Raw genomic sequence first — 15,127 nt, 5'->3', positions numbered from 1 at the left:
GGACTCGCGAATCCGTTCAGGGGGAAACATGAAGGTCTATTACGATCAGGACGCCGATCTTTCGCTGATCACCAGCCGCCGCGTGGCGATCATCGGCTACGGCTCCCAGGGCCATGCGCACGCCAACAACCTCAAGGAGTCCGGCGTCAACGTGGTCGTGGGCCTGCGCCCGGGCTCGGGCTCGGCGGCGAAGGCCCAGGAGGCCGGTCTGGAGGTCGCCTCGGTGGAGGAGGCCACCCAGGGGGCCGACGTGGTGATGATGCTCGTCCCCGACGAGGCGGCGCCGGACATCTACAACCAGCAGGTGGCGCCGAACCTCAAGGACGGCGCGGCGATCGCCTTCGCCCACGGTTTCAACGTCCACTACGGCCAGATCCAGCCGGCGGCCGATCACGATGTGATCATGATCGCCCCCAAGGGCCCCGGCCACACCGTGCGCTCGACCTACGTCGCCGGCGCAGGCGTGCCGTCGCTGATCGCCATCGAGCAGGACGCCAGCGGCCAGGCCAAGGAGATCGCCCTGGCCTACGCCGTGGCCAACGGCGGCGGCCGCTCCGGGATCATCGAGACCTCCTTCCGCGAGGAGACCGAGACCGACCTCTTCGGTGAGCAGACCGTGCTCTGCGGCGGCATCGCCGCGCTGATCGAGGCCGGCTTCGAGACGCTGGTGGAGGCCGGCTACGCCCCCGAGATGGCGTACTTCGAGTGCCTGCACGAGACCAAGCTGATCGTGGATCTGCTCTACGAGGGCGGCCTGGCGAACATGCGCTACTCGGTCTCCAACACCGCCGAGTACGGCGACTTCACCCGCGGCCCGCGGGTCATCAACGAGGAGTCCCGCGAGGCGATGCGCGAGATCCTCGAGGAGATCCAGAACGGCGACTTCGCCAAGGAGTACGTGCTGGAGAACAAGGCCGGCGCGCCGACCCTGCACGCCCGCCGCCGGCTGGCCGCCGAGCACCCCATCGAGGAGGTGGGCGAGCGTCTGCGCGGCATGATGCCGTGGATCGCGGCCAACAAGCTGGTCGACCGCGACTGAGCCAGCGTCCGCGCGTGGGGCGGGCCCGTCGGGCCCGCCCGCCGGTGGCGCCGGGAGCCCCATGACCGAGCTGCTTCACTGGATCGAGCAGGACCCTGTCCGTTTCGTCGCGATCGCCGCCGTGGCGGTGCTCGGCGGGCGGCTGCTCTGGCGTCGCCTGACGCGTCGCTATCGGCCGCTGCCGGTGGCCGAGGCGGTGCGCCGGGTCAACGACGGCGAGACCCTGTTCCTCGATGTGCGGACCGGTCCCGAGGTCCGCGGCGGCGTCCTCCCCGGCGCCGTGCACATCCCCAAGCATCAACTGCGTCGGCGTCTGCAGGAGCTGCGCGGCCACTGCCCGAATGGTGGCCCCGTGGTGGTCTACTGCCATAGCGGCATGCGCTCGGCCGGCGCGGCGCACCTGCTCACCCGGCACGGCTTCGAGCCGGTCTTCAACCTGCAGGGCGGGGTGATGGCCTGGAACGCCGACGGCCTCCCGCTGGATACGGCGCCGGGGGCGCGGCATGAATAAGCGGGTCCGTCGCCGCGGCATCTTCCTGCTGCCGAACCTGTTCACCACGGGGTGCCTGTTCTTCGGCTTCATGGCGGTGATCTCCGCCATCGACGGCGAGTTCGGTCGCGCCGCGGTGGCCGTGCTGGTGGCCATGGTCTTCGACGGCCTCGACGGCCGGGTGGCGCGGCTGACCGGGACGCAGAGCGACTTCGGGGTGCAGTACGACTCCCTGGCCGATATGGTCAGCTTCGGCCTCGCCCCGGCGGCGGTGGCCTTCCTGTGGGCGCTGGGCAACACCGGCGCCGGCACGCCCTGGGATAACGTTGGCTGGCTGGTGGCCTTCCTCTTCGTCGCCGGGGCCGCGCTGCGCCTGGCGCGGTTCAACACCCAGAGCGGGGTGGACGACAAGCGCCACTTCCAGGGGCTGCCCAGTCCGGCAGCTGCCGGGGCGGTGGTCGGTCTGGTTTGGTTCGGCGACCGTATCGGGCTGACCGGGCTTGAGGCCGCCATCCCGGTGGGGGTGGTGGTGGTGCTTGGGGCGGTGCTGATGGTCAGCAACGTCCGTTACGAGAGTTTCAAGGAGCTCGACTTCCGCTACCGGGTGCGGTTCACCTCGGTGGTGGGGCTGGTGCTGGCCATGGCGCTGGTGGCGGTGCACCCGCCGACGGCGATCTGTCTGGGCTTTTTGATCTACATGTTCTCCGGCCCGGTGCTGACCGTGCTGCGGCTGCGCCGCCGGCGTCGCCACCGGCGCGCCTGAACGCTTGCCCGGGCGGCGCTGCGGCGATATATTCGAAGTCATCATGAATACCTGCCCGGCCAATCCCGCGCCCCACGTCCGCTGGCTTCGCTGCAGCGGCGCCGGCGGCGTGCGGCTGCTTAGCAACGCCCGCCTGCGCGGCGGGGATCGACTGCCGGCCTGACGGCCGGCTCGAATCCTTCCCCACGACCGTTTCTGCACGGGCGCCCGCGGCGGCGCCGTGAACGTATTCCATTCGGCGGCGTAGGCCGCCACGACACAGGGCTGAGCAGCCATGGGTGCAAGCGACCATCTCTACATCTTCGATACCACGCTGCGCGACGGGGAGCAGAGCCCCGGCGCCTCCATGACCCGCGAGGAGAAGGTGCGCATCGCCAAGGGGCTTGAGCGCATGCGCGTCGACGTCCTCGAGGCCGGCTTCCCGGCGGCGAGCAGCGGCGACTTCGAGAGCGTCCGGGCCGTGGCCGAGGCCATCAAGGAGAGCCGGGTCTGCGCCCTGGCCCGGGCCCGGGATCCCGATATCCACGCCGCCGGCGAGGCCCTGGCCCAGGCCGAGGCCGGGCGCATCCACACCTTCATCGCCACCTCGCCGATCCACATGCAGAACAAGCTGCACATGACCCCGGATCAGGTGGTGGATGCGGCGGTGCACGCGGTGAGTCTGGCCCGGCAGCTGTGCGACGACGTGGAGTTCTCGCCGGAGGACGCCGGGCGCTCCGAGCACGATTTCCTCTGCCGGATCATCGAGGCGGCCATCGACGCCGGCGCGCGGACGATCAACATCCCGGATACGGTGGGCTACAACCTGCCGGAGCAGTTCGGCGGGCTGATCCGCACCCTGCGCGAGCGCATCCCCAACTCGGACAAGGCGGTCTTCTCGGTGCACTGCCACAACGACCTGGGCGTGGCGGTGGCCAATTCCCTGGCCGCGGTCCAGGCCGGGGCGCGGCAGGTGGAGTGCACCATCAATGGTCTGGGCGAGCGCGCCGGCAACGCCGCGCTCGAGGAGGTGGTCATGGCGGTCAAGACCCGCCAGGACGTCTTCTCCTGCTCGACGCGGATCAACGCGCGCGAGATCGTGCCCACGTCGAAGCTGGTGGCCAACATCACCGGCTTCCACGTGCAGCCGAACAAGGCCATCGTCGGCGTCAACGCCTTCGCCCACGAGTCCGGCATTCACCAGGACGGCGTGCTCAAGCACCGCGAGACCTACGAGATCATGCGCGCCGAGGACGTCGGCTGGCACACCAACCGCATGGTCCTGGGCAAGCACTCCGGCCGCAACGCCTTCCGCTCGCGGCTCGAGGAGCTGGACATCCACCTCGACTCCGAGGAGCAGCTCAACGAGGCCTTCGCGCGCTTCAAGACGCTGGCCGACAAGAAGCACGAGATCTTCGACGAGGACCTGCAGGCGCTGGTCACCGAGGCCGGCGCGGCGCTGGAGAACGAGCGCATCCGGCTGCTCTCGCTGCACGTCTGCTCCGAGACCGGCGAGCAGCCGGAGGCCACCGTCTCGCTGCTGATCGACGGCGAGGAGCGCCAGGCCGTGGCCCCGGGCAGCGGTGCGGTGGATGCGGCGTTCATGGCGGTGGACTCGCTGGTGCAGTCGGGCACCGAGCTGCTGCTCTACTCGGTGAACAACATCACCTCCGGCACCGACTCCCAGGGTGAGGTCACCGTGCGGCTGGAGCGCGGCGGCCGCGTGGCCAACGGCCAGGGCGCCGATGTGGACATCGTCATCGCCTCGGCGAAGGCGTACATCAACGCCCTGAACAAGCTCCTCGCCTCGCCGGATCGGCGCCACCCCCAGGCCGCGGACGTCTAGGGCGTGGATACCCGGCGGCTCAGCTACCTGCGCCGGCTGGGGGTGGACTGCTACATCCCCCGCGACGCCGCCGTGCTGGAGCCGGAGGCGCCGTTGGCGTCGACTGCCGCCGGTGACGGCCCGGCGCGGACGGCGGTCGACGGCCATCCGCCGGAGCGTGGTGCCGCAGAGAGCGCGGTGCCGGCGACGTCCGAGGCTTCCGCCACCGCGACCTCCGAGGACAAGACGGGCGGGCAGGCTGCCGCCGCACCGGAGCCGGTTGCCCCCGCGGCGCCGACCGGCGCGAGTGGCGACTGCGATGGTCTCGACTGGGACGCCCTGGCGGCGCGGGTGGCCGGGTGTCAGGCCTGCAAGCTCTGCGAGGGGCGCACGCAGACGGTCTTCGGGGTCGGCGATCGGCAGGCGGATCTGGTGATCATCGGCGAGGGGCCGGGGGCGGAAGAGGACCGCCAGGGCGAGCCCTTCGTCGGCCGCGCCGGGCAGCTCCTTGATGCCATGCTCGCCGCCATCGATCGCGGCCGCGACCGCGGCGGGGTCTACATCGGCAACATCGTCAAGTGCCGGCCGCCGGGCAATCGCGATCCGCGGCCCGACGAGGTGGCCGCCTGCACCCCCTACCTGCGCCGGCAGCTCGAGCTCCTGGAGCCGAAGGCCATCGTCGCCCTCGGGCGGGTGGCAGCACAGCAGTTGCTGGAAACGAAAGCACCGCTGGCCAAGCTGCGCGGGCAGCTCCATCACTACGGCGAGCAGTCGATCCCGGTCTGGGTGACCTACCACCCGGCCTACCTGCTGCGCTCCCCCGGTGAGAAGGCCAAGGTGTGGCAGGATCTCAAGCGGATCCGCGCGCTGGTGGAGAACGACTCGGTGCCCAAGCAGGTGGGATAGAGCGGCGGCCGATGCCCAGGGCCTACCGCGTTGCCGTCGGATCTCGCTGGTGCTAGCGTCGAAGGCATGACTTCCGTTGTCGAACTCTACGCGCAGCTGGCCTCTGCGCCTGACGATAAAACGCGCGCGCGTCTGATTGCGGAGGCGTTCGAGCGTATGGAGGAGCGCTATCCGGAGGTCAAGGATCCGGAGGTCAAGGACCTGGCGACACAGACGCACCTGCGCGAGACGGAACTGCGGTTGCAAAAGGAGATCGAGCAGCTGCGCGCCAGCGTCCTGCGTTGGCTGGTCGGTCTACTTGCCGGGCAGACGGCCGTGATCCTGGCGGCGATCTTCGCGATCGTACGGATGCAGTAGTGCTTCCGGGGCTGCCCATAACAAGCAAGAAACAGCCATGGCGGATTCAATCGGCAAACCCCGGCCGATGACCTACGAGGATCTTCGTACTGTGCTCGCCATCGAGCAGCGCTCGGTGGCCTATCCCTGGAGCGGACGCATCTTCCGCGACTGCATGGCGGCCGGCTACGGCTGTTTCGTCCAAGCGCACGGGCGCGAGCTCCTCGGCTACCTGGTGGTCAGCTGCGCCGGCGGCGAGGGGAGCATCCTCAATATCTGCGTCGACCCCGACTGGCGGCGCCAGGGCATCGCCGCTCATCTGCTGCGCGTGGCCGTCGAGCGCGCCGAGGTGATGCAGGCCGAGAACCTCTTCCTGGAGGTGCGACCCTCCAACACCGCGGCGATCGCCCTCTACGAGCGCCACGGCTTCCATGAGGTGGGCCGGCGGCCGGACTACTATCCGGCCGCCTCCGGCCGTGAGGATGCGCTGATCATGGCCAGGGCGGTGACGCCCCCGTTCTAGAGCGCCTCCACCCGCCGCTCCTGCTCGGCGACCTTCTCCAGCGCCTGCTGCGCCTCGGTGAGCTTCGCCCGCTCCTTGTCCACCACCTCGGCCGGGGCCTTGGCGACGAAGCTCTCGTTGCCGAGTTTCTTCTCGGCGCGCTCGATCTCCCCCTCGAGCCGGGCGCGCTCCTTGGCCAGGCGGGCGAGTTCGGCGTCCTTGTCCACCAGCCCGGCCATGGGCACCAGGACCTCCATCTCGCCGGCCAGGGCGAGGGCCGACTCCGGCGGCTGCTCGTCGGCCTCGAGGATGCGGATCGACTCGAGCCGGGCCAGGGTGGTGACGAAACCCTCGTGCTCGGCCAGGCGGGCCCGGTCGCGCTCGCCGGCGTGGCGCAGCAGCACCGGCACCGGCCGGCTCGGTGAGATGTCCATCTCGCCGCGGATCCGCCGCACGCCGAGGATCACCCGCTGCACCCAGTCGATCTCCGCCTCGGCGGTCTCATCGCGCCGCTCGGCCAGCGGGGTCGGGTAGGGCTGGCGCATGATGGTCTCACCGGTGACGCCGGCCACCGGGGCGACGCGCTGCCAGATCGCCTCGGTGATGAAGGGCATCAGCGGATGGGTCAGGCGCAGCAGCTCCTCGAGGACCTGGATCAGCGTCTGGCGGGTGCCGCGGGCCTGGGCCTCGGTGCCCTCGCGCAGGGCCGGCTTGGAGAGCTCCAGATACCAGTCGCAGTACTCGTCCCAGGTGAACTCGTAGATCGCCTGCGCGGCCTGGTCCAGGCGGTAGTCGGCAAAGGCCTGACGGACCTCGGCGACGGTGCGATCGAGCCGCGAGCGGATCCAGCGCTCGGCCGCGCCCAGCTCCACCGGCCCGCCGCTGCCGCAGTCGGCACCCTCGGTGTTCATCAGCACGTAGCGGGCGGCGTTCCAGAGCTTGTTGCAGAAGTTGCGGTAGCCCTCCACGCGGCCGAGGTCGAAGACGACGTCGCGCCCGGTGGTCGCCAGCGAGGCGAAGGTAAAGCGCAGGGCGTCGGTGCCGTGGGCCTTGATGCCCTCCGGGTAGTGGCGGCGGGTCATCTGCTCGATGCGCTCGGCCAGCTGTGGCTGCATCATGTCGGCGGTGCGCTTGGCCACCAGCGATTCCAGGTCGATGCCGTCGACGATGTCCAGCGGGTCGAGGACGTTGCCCTTGGACTTGGACATCTTCTGCCCTTCCGGATCGCGGACCAGGCCGTGGATGTAGACCTCGCGGAAGGGGACGTCGCCCATGAAGTGCAGCCCGAACATGATCATCCGGGCCACCCAGAAGAAGATGATGTCGAAGCCGGTGACCAGCACCGAGGTCGGATAGAAGGTGCGCAGTGCCTCGGTCTCCTGCGGCCAGCCCAGGGTCGAGAAGGGCCACAGGGCGGAGGAGAACCAGGTGTCGAGGACGTCCTCGTCGCGGGTGAGCACCGCGTCGCCCAGGCCGTGGCGCTCGCGGACCTCGGCCTCGGAGCGGCCGACGTACACGCGGCCCTGCTCGTCGTACCAGGCCGGGATGCGGTGGCCCCACCAGATCTGCCGCGAGATGCACCAGTCCTCGATGTTGCGCAGCCACTCGTAGTAGGTCTTGTCCCAGTTGCCGGGGATGAAGCGGATGCGCCCGTCTTCGACGGCCTGGATGGCCGGGCGGGCGAGGGGCTCGGCGCGCACGAACCACTGCCAGGTCAGGTACGGCTCGATGACTGCCCCGCTGCGGTCGCCCCGGGGGACCATCAGCTTATGGTCCTCGACCTGCTGGAGCAGGCCTTCGGCGCGCAGGTCCTCGACCACCCGCTCGCGCGCCTCGTAGCGATCCAGGCCCTGATAGCGCTCCGGGGCGTTATCGTTGATGCGCGCATCCTCGGTCAGGACGTTGATCCGCGCCAGGCCGTGGCGCTCGCCGACGGCGAAGTCGTTGAAATCGTGGGCCGGGGTGATCTTCAGGCAGCCGCTGCCGAAGCTCGGGTCGACGTAGTCGTCGCCGATGATCGGGATCTCGCGGCCGACCAGGGGCAGGCGCACGCTCTTGCCGATCAAGTGGGTGTAGCGCTCGTCCTCCGGATTCACCGCCACGGCGGTGTCGCCGAGCATGGTCTCCGGGCGGGTGGTGGCCACCACCACGGAGTCGCTGCCGTCGGCGAGGGGGTAGACCATGTGCCAGATGTGGCCCTGCTCCTCGGCGGAGACCACCTCCAGGTCCGAGACGGCGGTGTGCAGCACCGGGTCCCAGTTGACCAGGCGCTCGCCGCGGTAAAGCAGGTCCTCCTCGTAGAGGCGGACGAAGACCTCGGTGACCGCCTCGGAGAGGCCCTCATCCATGGTGAACCGCTCGCGGCTCCAATCCACGGAGGCGCCCATGCGGCGCAGCTGGTTCTGGATGGTGCCGCCGGACTCCGCCTTCCACTGCCAGACGCGCTCCAGGAATGGTTCGCGGCCCAGGTCGTGGCGGCTCAGCCCCTCGGCCTCGAGCTGGCGCTCGACGACCATCTGCGTGGCGATCCCGGCGTGGTCGGTGCCCGGCTGCCAGAGGGTGTTGTGGCCCTCCATGCGGTGGTAGCGCACCAGGGCGTCCATCACCGTGTCCTGGAAGGCGTGCCCCATGTGCAGGGTGCCGGTGACGTTCGGCGGCGGGATCATGATGCAGTACGGGCTGCCCTCGCCGGAGGGGGCGAAGTGTCCGCCCTGCTCCCAGAGCTCGTAGAGTCGGGACTCGATTGCGCTCGGGTCGTACGTCTTCTCCATCGGGGCCTCGATCCTCAGCGATTCGGTGCGGGTTGGTTCGTGTTCGGATATTCGGAGTCGTCCGCTCCGGGGGTGGTGCCCCCGGAGCCGCCGCTCGGCTCCTCCGGCGGCTGCTGGCGGCGGCTGGCCGCCACGGCGTCGATCAGCGCATCGTCCACCGCCTTGCGGATGGGCGCCTCGGCCTCGCGCAGGGCGTCGGGCAGGCGGCGCTCGAGTTCACTGCGCAGGTGCCGGGCCAGCTCCCGGGTGGCGTGGCGCTCGATATCGGCGCGCTGCGCCGCGGTTAGGGGGGACGCCGCTCCGGCCGGCGGCGCTTGCGCGGCATCATGCGCCGTTGAGGGCTCGGAGGCGGCGGGCGCTGCTGCCGCCTCCGCGAAGGGCGGCTGCGGCTGCTCCCCGGGGGCGTCGCCGTCGGCCTCGGGACGCAGCCACGGGCCGTCGTTGGCGCGCACCTGCTCGCCGGGGACGACGACGTCGTAGAGCAGCGGCGGTTGCGGCTCGTCGTTGGACGGGTTCATCGGCGCCCCTCCTCGATGCGGTGGGTGTGCGGCTCGCAGCCGGCCTCCTTGTAGAGGCGGTAGCGCTGGCGGCTGGCGCGCAGGACCGCCTCGCGCTGGTCGACCACCTCGGCCACGCGCCGGCGCTCCCGCCAGGTGGCCGGGGTGTGCTCGGTGAGGTTGACCAGCACGGCGTCGTCGGCGGCGTGCTCGTCGCGGCCCACCGCCACCGGTTCGCCGTCGCGGGCGGCGAGGGTGGCGTGGGGGACGAAGCTGCCCTGGCGGAAGGTCCACAGCAGGGCGTCGAGCCGCTCGCTCTGTTCGTCGTCCTCGGTGAGCAGCAGCACGCCGTAGCCGTTTTCGTACGCCTTCTCGGCGAGCCGGCAGGCGAAGCGCTCGCGCAGCGCCGCACCGGGACCGCCGAGGATGTAGAAGTCGACCCGGCTCACAGGGTCCAGCCGGCACGGCCGGCGAGGAAGTGAGTGAGCAGCGGGACCGGACGGCCGGTGGCGCCCTTGTGCTCACCGCTTTTCCAGGCCGTGCCGGCAATGTCCAGGTGCGCCCAGCGCAGTCCGCGGGCGAAGCGCTGCAGGAAGCAGCCGGCGGTGATGGTGCCCGCCGGCTGCCCGCCGATGTTGGCCACGTCGGCGAAGGGCGAGCGCAGCTGCTCGTCGTACTCCTCGTCCAGGGGCAGTTCCCAGCCGCGGTCGGCGGCGCGCTCGCCGGCCTGCAGCAGGTCGCGCACCAGCCCCGGGGCGTTGCCCATCAACGCGTGGCGATGGTGGCCGAGTCCGACGATGGCCGCGCCGGTGAGGGTGGCCACGTCGACCACCTCGCTCGGCTCCAGGCGCCGGGCGTAGGCCAGGCCGTCGGCCAGCACCAGGCGGCCCTCGGCATCGGTGTTGAGCACCTCGATGCGCTGGCCGTCCAGGCTGTCGATGATGTCCCCGGGGCGCGTGGCGCGGCCGTCGGGCATGTTCTCGGTGGCCGGGATGATGGCCACCAGATTGAGCGGCAGCTGCGCTTCGGCGGCGGCGTGGACGGCGCCGAAGACGGCGGCGGCGCCGGACATGTCGTACTTCATCTCGTCCATGCTCGCCGACGGCTTGATGGAGATGCCGCCGCTGTCGAAGGTGATGCCCTTGCCGACCAGCGCCACCGGCGCCTGATCGTCGGCGCCGCCGCGGTAATGGATCACGATCAGCCGGGGCGGCGTCTCGGCGCCCCGGGCCACGGCCATCAGGGCCGCCAGGCCCTGCTCTTCGAGCTGTGCCGGGCCAAGGACTTCCGCGTGGACGCTGTCAAAGCGCTCGGCCAGCGCCTCGGCCTGCTCGCCCAGATAGCCGGGGGTGCAGATGTTCGCCGGGGTGTTGCCCAGGTCGCGGGTGAAGTTGGCGCCGCGTCCGGCGGCCTGGCCCAGCGTCAGGGCCGGCTGGGCGCGACGCAGATCGGCGCGGCGCGGCACGGCCAGTGTGGCTTGGCGCAGCGGGCGGCGCGGCGGGCGCGGGTCGCTCTTGTAGGCGTCGAAGCGGTACAGCGTGGTCTCGAGCAGCTCGGCCGCGGTGGCCACGCGCCAGGCCACGTCGCGGCCGCGGACCGGCAGCTCGGGCAGGAACAGGGTCGCCTCGCCGGTGCCGGCCTGTTCCAGGGCGCGGGCGGCGGCGGCGACGGCTTTGCGGTAGGTGCGCTCGCTGAAGTCGCGCTCGCGCCCGCAGCCGACGAGCAGCACGCGGTCGGTGCGCACCCCGGGGCAGTCGGGCAGCAGCAGGGTTTGCCCGGCCTCGCCGTCGAGATCCCCCCGGCGCAGCAGATGGCTGATGTAGCCGTCGCTGGCGGTATCCACCGCCCGCGCCGCCTCGCTCATCCGTCGGCGCTCGTAGACGCCCACTACCACGCACGCCGTGCGTTGCCGTGCCGGATCGCCGCTTTTGGTCCTGAGCTCCATGGAAGTCTCCCGTGCCCTCGTCACCGCGCGCTGGCTCGGTTATGCTCGGCCGCGCTGCGTCGGTTGCCTTGCGCAGACGCACAGTCTACGGAATCGTGTAGCTTTTTTGCAGCGCACGCCGGGATGGGGCCGTCACCCTTGGGTCTGACCATCATCGATCGCTATCTGGTCCGTGAGGCGGCCTGGGCGGCGCTGGCCGTGCTCGCCGTACTCTTCGCGGTCCTGTCGGCGAACCAGCTCATCGACTACCTGGCCGATGCCGCCGGTGGGGATCTGCCCGGCGAGGCGGTGGCCGTGCTCATGGGCCTGCAGATCCTGCGCTATCTGGGTGTGGTGATCCCGGCGGCGCTGTTCCTCGGCATCGTCCTGGCGCTGGGCCGGCTCTACCGCGACAGCGAGCTGCCCGTGCTCGCCGCCTGCGGCGTGGGCCCCGGGCGGCAGATGCGCGGCCTGCTCCTGTTGGCCGTGCCGGTGGCGCTGGCCGTGGGGGGGCTGTCCACCGTGGCGGCACCGTGGGCCTCGCACACCGCTGATGTCTACGCCGAACAGGCGGCACGCACCGCGGACCTCGGTGCGTTGCAGGCCGGCCGGTTCATCGGCGGCGGTGACGCCGGCACGGTCTACGCCAGCCGTACCGAGGGCGACGGCGTGCTGCGCGAGGTCTTCGCCCACGCCCGCGATGGCGAGCTGGAGACCGTCATCCGCGCTGACCGGGGCCGGCAGCTGATCGACCCGGAGACGGGGCAGCGTTTCTTCGTCTTTGAGGACGGGTACCGTTACGACGGTCATCCGGGGCAGCTGGACTGGCGGGTGACGGCTTTCGATCGCCACGGGCTGTTGATCGACACCCGCACGCCGCGGGAGGTGAGCCGCGACCGCGAGGGCACGCCGATGGGTGAGCTGTGGGCCGCCGGCGGGTTGCAGGACCGGGCCGAGATCGAGTGGCGGCTTTCCATGCCGGTGATGGTGGTGGTGCTGAGCCTGCTGGCGGTGCCGCTGGCTAAGGCCGAGCCCCGCGATGGCCGCTACGGCAAGCTGCTCAGCGCGGTGCTGGTCTTCGTCGCCTATTTCCAGCTGCTGAGCAGCGGACGCGAGTGGTTGGAGGCGGGTATCGTGCCGGCCCCCCTGGGGCTGTGGTGGGTCCACGTCCTGGCTGGGGTGGCCGTGGTGCTCTGGACCCGCCGGCGCTTCGGCGCTGGGCCGGGTTGGCTGCGGTCGGCGGCCCGGGGGCGTGGCTGATGCGTATCCTCACCGGTTACCTGGCGCGGACGGTTATCGCGGCGTCCTTGGTTGCCCTGGCCGCCATCCTCGCTCTGGATTTTGTCTTCAGCATGGTCGACGGGGTCGCCGACGACGACCTGGATACCCCCACCATGCTGCTCAAGGCCCTGCTCGAGGCGCCGGCGCTGGCCTACGAGGCCTTCCCCTTCGCAACGCTCATCGGCGCCCTGATGGGTCTGGGTGCCCTGGCCGCCCGGCAGGAGCTGACTGCCATGCGCGCCGCCGGGGTCTCGGTGGTGCAGATCGCCGGTGCGGTGCTGGTTGGTGGGGTGATCCTGGCCCTGTTGGCGACGGCGGTGGGCGAGTTGGTGGTGCCGCCGGCCGAGCGGCAGGCCGCGGCGGTGCGCGGGCTGTCCGAGGCCGACGAGCTGCGCACCGGACCGGACGGGGCGCTGTGGGCCCGGGATGGGCGGGATTTCCTGCGCGCCGAGCGGCCGCGCTCGGCGTCCCACCTGGAGTCGGTGACGCTCTTCCGCTTCGTCGAGGGGCGTCTGACCGAGCGGATCGATGCCGAGGGCGCCCACTACCACGACGGACAGTGGCGGCTCGAGGACGTGGTCAAGACGGTCTACGGCGAGCATCAGCTGGAGCGCCGGGAGCTGGCGCAGTGGTCGTGGGAGGGGGCACTGAGCCCGGAGGTGCTGGCGGTGGTGGTGGCGGATCCCTCGACGCTGCCGGTGCCGGAGCTGTGGACGTACATCCGCTATCTGGAGGCCAATGAACTCGACAGCGGGCCGTATCGGTTGGCGCTTTGGGAGAAGGTGGCGACGCCGCTGGCGACGTTGGCGATGTTGCTGGTGACCATTCCGCTGGTGTTCACGGCGGTACGTTCGTCGGGGGCGGGGCAGCGGATTGTCATTGGTGTGCTGGTGGGGGTGGCGTTCTTCTTGCTCAATCGGGCGCTGGGGCAGGCGGGGGTGGTTTATGGGGTGCCGCCGTCGCTGTCGGCGCTGTTGCCGGTGTTGGCCTTTGCGGCGCTGGGGCTGTGGGGGACGCTGCGGGTTCGTTAGCGGGCGGCCGTTTGGTGCCCGCGCGCTTGGTGCCCCCGCCTTGGAGCGGCCGGGGTCCGGGGCGCCGCTGTGAGCGCCGCTGCGCGGGTCGGCTGACGGCGCCCGCGCTTGGCGCCCGCCCGATCGGTGCCCCCGCCTTGGAGCGGCCGGGGTTCGGGGCGCCGCTGTGCGCGCCGCTTCGCGGTCCCCTGCGCGGCTCGCCCGAGCGGGTCGCTCGCTTAACTCGCTCCGCTGACGCTTCGCTCGGACAAAACCTCGCTAAAAGCGCCGACGCGCGGCGTCGGCGCTTTTCCCCGCTCGGGCTGCGCTGCTCGGCGCGCCCAGAAAGGCGCCCCGAACCCCGGCCGCCCCAAGGCGCTTCGGCTGTCGGCGACGCTTCCCCTATCGCTCCCGGTAGGGGGTGTGGCCATCGAGGATCTCGATCGCCTCGGCGACCTGCTCGCGTTCGCGGGTGAGGAAGTCGGCCACTGCGTCGCGCAGCCCGGGGTGGGCGATCCAGTGGGCGGCGTAGGTCGGTACCGGGGCGTAACCCCGCTGGAGCTTATGCTCGCCCTGGACGCCCGCCTCGACCCGCGGCAGGCCGGCCGCGATGGCCCGCTCGATGGCCTGGTAGTAACAGAGTTCGAAGTGCAGGTACGGGACCCGCTCGCGGACGTCCAGCCGGCAGCCCCAGTTGCGCCCGTAGAGCGCCTCGGTGCCGAAAAGGTGCAGCGCACCGGCGATCCATGCCCCGTCTAGGCGCGCCATGACCCAGAGGGTGCGGTCACCGAGCCGTGCGGCCAGCTCGTCGAAGAAGCGGCGTGTCAGGTACCCCGGGCCAAGCTTTTGCCAGCAAGTTTGCTGATAGAGCCGGTCAAAGGCGTCCAGATGCTCGGCACCGACCTCGTCGCCGCTCAGCGCGTGGATCTCCACCCCGCTCGCCGCCAAGGCGCGGCGCTCGCGGCGGATCTCCTTGCGCCGACGTTGGCTGAGGTGGGCGAGGAAATCCTCGAAGTCCCGGTAGCCCGCGTTGTGCCAGTGGTACTGGTGGGCAGTCCGCTGGAGCCAGCCGAACCCGCCGAGAACCTCCCACTCCTCGCGCCGCGGGAAGGTGATATGCACCGAGGAGAGGCCGAGTTCGGCGCAGATCTGTGTCAGCTCACCGGCCAGGGCACGGCGGATGGCTTCCGGTTCCGCGGCATCGGGGTGAACGGCCAGACGCGGCCCGGTGACCGGGGTGAAGGGAACAGCAACCTGGAGCTTGGGATAGTAACGGCCGCCGGCGCGCTCGAAGGCGTCGGCCCACCCCCAATCGAAGATGAACTCGCCGAAGGAGTGGTCTTTGATGTAAGCCGGACAAACGCCTTGTGCGGTCCCGCCGGGGCCGCGGGCCAACAGATGGCAGGGCTGCCACCCGGTGGCGGTGGTGGCCGAACCGCTGCGCTCCAGGGCGGCCAAGTAGCCGTAGCTCGTGAACGGGTCCTGTTCCCCGGCGCAGGCATCCCACTCAGCCGCCGGGACCTGCTCGATGCTCGCAAGGCGCTCGATGGCGATCACCCGTTGTTCCCTCATCCTCCCGATCGGCCCGGGGTCCGCCCGTCTGTCTGGGTGGTCAACGTAACTCTCGGCCATGATGGGCGTTCGAAGCCGCATGATCGGCGCACCCGCGCTGGGGGATTCCCGGCCTTCCGCATGCGAGGTGGCACGACAGCCGAAGCGCCTTGGGGCGGCCGGGGTTCGGGGCGCCTTTCTGGGCGCGCAGGGGACCGCGAAGCGGCGCGCACAGCGGCGCCCCAAACCCCGG

General features: G+C 70.9%; 14 protein-coding genes. 9 read left to right on the top strand and 5 right to left on the bottom strand.

The features are described from left to right. The first annotated feature begins 28 nt into the window (after positions 1-28). The 7 genes from ilvC to rimI all read left to right on the top strand — a co-directional run bounded on the left by ilvC (position 29) and on the right by rimI (position 5,861). Positions 29-1,039 (top strand): ketol-acid reductoisomerase, encoded by a 1,011-nt coding sequence (gene ilvC / locus LRG10_RS08780; RefSeq protein ID WP_201168975.1) that lies wholly within the window; start codon positions 29-31, stop codon positions 1,037-1,039. Positions 1,040-1,100: 61 nt separating this feature from the next. Next, the gene (locus tag LRG10_RS08775; RefSeq protein WP_238633779.1) at positions 1,101-1,550 is read left to right on the top strand and encodes a rhodanese-like domain-containing protein; all 450 of its coding nucleotides are present in this window, start codon (positions 1,101-1,103) and stop codon (positions 1,548-1,550) included. Next, the gene (gene pssA, locus LRG10_RS08770) at positions 1,543-2,292 is read left to right on the top strand and encodes a CDP-diacylglycerol--serine O-phosphatidyltransferase (RefSeq protein WP_201243064.1); all 750 of its coding nucleotides are present in this window, start codon (positions 1,543-1,545) and stop codon (positions 2,290-2,292) included. Before LRG10_RS08775 ends, pssA begins: the two co-directional genes overlap by 8 nt. Before the next feature lie 274 nt (positions 2,293-2,566). Beyond that, complete coding sequence (locus LRG10_RS08765; protein ID WP_201168970.1) at positions 2,567-4,117, top strand: 2-isopropylmalate synthase; 1,551 nt, start codon at positions 2,567-2,569, stop codon at positions 4,115-4,117. Between the two features lie 3 nt (positions 4,118-4,120). Then, complete coding sequence (locus tag LRG10_RS08760) at positions 4,121-5,002, top strand: uracil-DNA glycosylase (protein ID WP_238635163.1); 882 nt, start codon at positions 4,121-4,123, stop codon at positions 5,000-5,002. Positions 5,003-5,068: 66 nt separating this feature from the next. Further along, complete coding sequence (locus LRG10_RS08755) at positions 5,069-5,359, top strand: hypothetical protein (RefSeq protein ID WP_238635162.1); 291 nt, start codon at positions 5,069-5,071, stop codon at positions 5,357-5,359. 37 nt (positions 5,360-5,396) lie between these two features. Next, positions 5,397-5,861, top strand: a complete 465-nt coding sequence (rimI, locus tag LRG10_RS08750) for a ribosomal protein S18-alanine N-acetyltransferase (RefSeq protein ID WP_238635161.1) — start codon at positions 5,397-5,399, stop codon at positions 5,859-5,861. On the opposite strand, the gene LRG10_RS08745 is transcribed toward rimI, so the two are convergent. The 4 genes from LRG10_RS08745 to LRG10_RS08730 are packed head-to-tail and all read right to left on the bottom strand — an operon-like array spanning position 5,858 to position 11,053. Further along, complete coding sequence (locus LRG10_RS08745; RefSeq protein WP_238635160.1) at positions 5,858-8,611, bottom strand: valine--tRNA ligase; 2,754 nt, start codon at positions 8,609-8,611, stop codon at positions 5,858-5,860. The genes rimI and LRG10_RS08745 overlap by 4 nt on opposite strands. 14 nt (positions 8,612-8,625) lie before the next feature. Then, complete coding sequence (locus tag LRG10_RS08740; protein WP_238633789.1) at positions 8,626-9,129, bottom strand: hypothetical protein; 504 nt, start codon at positions 9,127-9,129, stop codon at positions 8,626-8,628. Further along, positions 9,126-9,557, bottom strand: a complete 432-nt coding sequence (locus LRG10_RS08735; RefSeq protein ID WP_201168955.1) for a DNA polymerase III subunit chi — start codon at positions 9,555-9,557, stop codon at positions 9,126-9,128. Before LRG10_RS08735 ends, LRG10_RS08740 begins: the two co-directional genes overlap by 4 nt. Next, the gene (locus tag LRG10_RS08730) at positions 9,554-11,053 is read right to left on the bottom strand and encodes a leucyl aminopeptidase (protein ID WP_201243092.1); all 1,500 of its coding nucleotides are present in this window, start codon (positions 11,051-11,053) and stop codon (positions 9,554-9,556) included. The genes LRG10_RS08735 and LRG10_RS08730 overlap by 4 nt, the downstream gene beginning before the upstream one ends. Positions 11,054-11,191: 138 nt before the next feature. On the opposite strand from LRG10_RS08730, the gene lptF reads away from it, so the two are divergent. After that, positions 11,192-12,292 (top strand): LPS export ABC transporter permease LptF, encoded by a 1,101-nt coding sequence (gene lptF, locus LRG10_RS08725; protein ID WP_238635159.1) that lies wholly within the window; start codon positions 11,192-11,194, stop codon positions 12,290-12,292. Then, the gene (lptG, locus tag LRG10_RS08720) at positions 12,292-13,344 is read left to right on the top strand and encodes an LPS export ABC transporter permease LptG (protein WP_238635158.1); all 1,053 of its coding nucleotides are present in this window, start codon (positions 12,292-12,294) and stop codon (positions 13,342-13,344) included. Before lptF ends, lptG begins: the two co-directional genes overlap by 1 nt. A gap of 381 nt (positions 13,345-13,725) precedes the next feature. Here lptG and LRG10_RS08715 read toward each other — a convergent pair whose 3' ends face one another. Continuing rightward, positions 13,726-14,895 (bottom strand): GNAT family N-acetyltransferase, encoded by a 1,170-nt coding sequence (locus LRG10_RS08715; RefSeq protein ID WP_238635157.1) that lies wholly within the window; start codon positions 14,893-14,895, stop codon positions 13,726-13,728. Positions 14,896-15,127 lie beyond the last annotated feature (232 nt).

The sequence above is a fragment of the Halorhodospira sp. 9628 genome, assembly GCF_022228075.1.
Taxonomy (GTDB): domain Bacteria; phylum Pseudomonadota; class Gammaproteobacteria; order Nitrococcales; family Halorhodospiraceae; genus Halorhodospira; species Halorhodospira halophila_A.
This window is presented reverse-complemented; position numbering and strand designations above follow the sequence as displayed.

Coding starts and splice junctions, on each gene's coding strand:
- ilvC (WP_201168975.1), top strand. CDS start 29: ATGAAGGTCTATTACGATCAGGACGCCGATCTTTCGCTGATCACCAGC.
- LRG10_RS08775 (WP_238633779.1), top strand. CDS start 1,101: ATGACCGAGCTGCTTCACTGGATCGAGCAGGACCCTGTCCGTTTCGTC.
- pssA (WP_201243064.1), top strand. CDS start 1,543: ATGAATAAGCGGGTCCGTCGCCGCGGCATCTTCCTGCTGCCGAACCTG.
- LRG10_RS08765 (WP_201168970.1), top strand. CDS start 2,567: ATGGGTGCAAGCGACCATCTCTACATCTTCGATACCACGCTGCGCGAC.
- LRG10_RS08755 (WP_238635162.1), top strand. CDS start 5,069: ATGACTTCCGTTGTCGAACTCTACGCGCAGCTGGCCTCTGCGCCTGAC.
- rimI (WP_238635161.1), top strand. CDS start 5,397: ATGGCGGATTCAATCGGCAAACCCCGGCCGATGACCTACGAGGATCTT.
- LRG10_RS08745 (WP_238635160.1), bottom strand. CDS start 8,611: ATGGAGAAGACGTACGACCCGAGCGCAATCGAGTCCCGACTCTACGAG.
- LRG10_RS08740 (WP_238633789.1), bottom strand. CDS start 9,129: ATGAACCCGTCCAACGACGAGCCGCAACCGCCGCTGCTCTACGACGTC.
- LRG10_RS08730 (WP_201243092.1), bottom strand. CDS start 11,053: ATGGAGCTCAGGACCAAAAGCGGCGATCCGGCACGGCAACGCACGGCG.
- lptG (WP_238635158.1), top strand. CDS start 12,292: ATGCGTATCCTCACCGGTTACCTGGCGCGGACGGTTATCGCGGCGTCC.
- LRG10_RS08715 (WP_238635157.1), bottom strand. CDS start 14,895: ATGAGGGAACAACGGGTGATCGCCATCGAGCGCCTTGCGAGCATCGAG.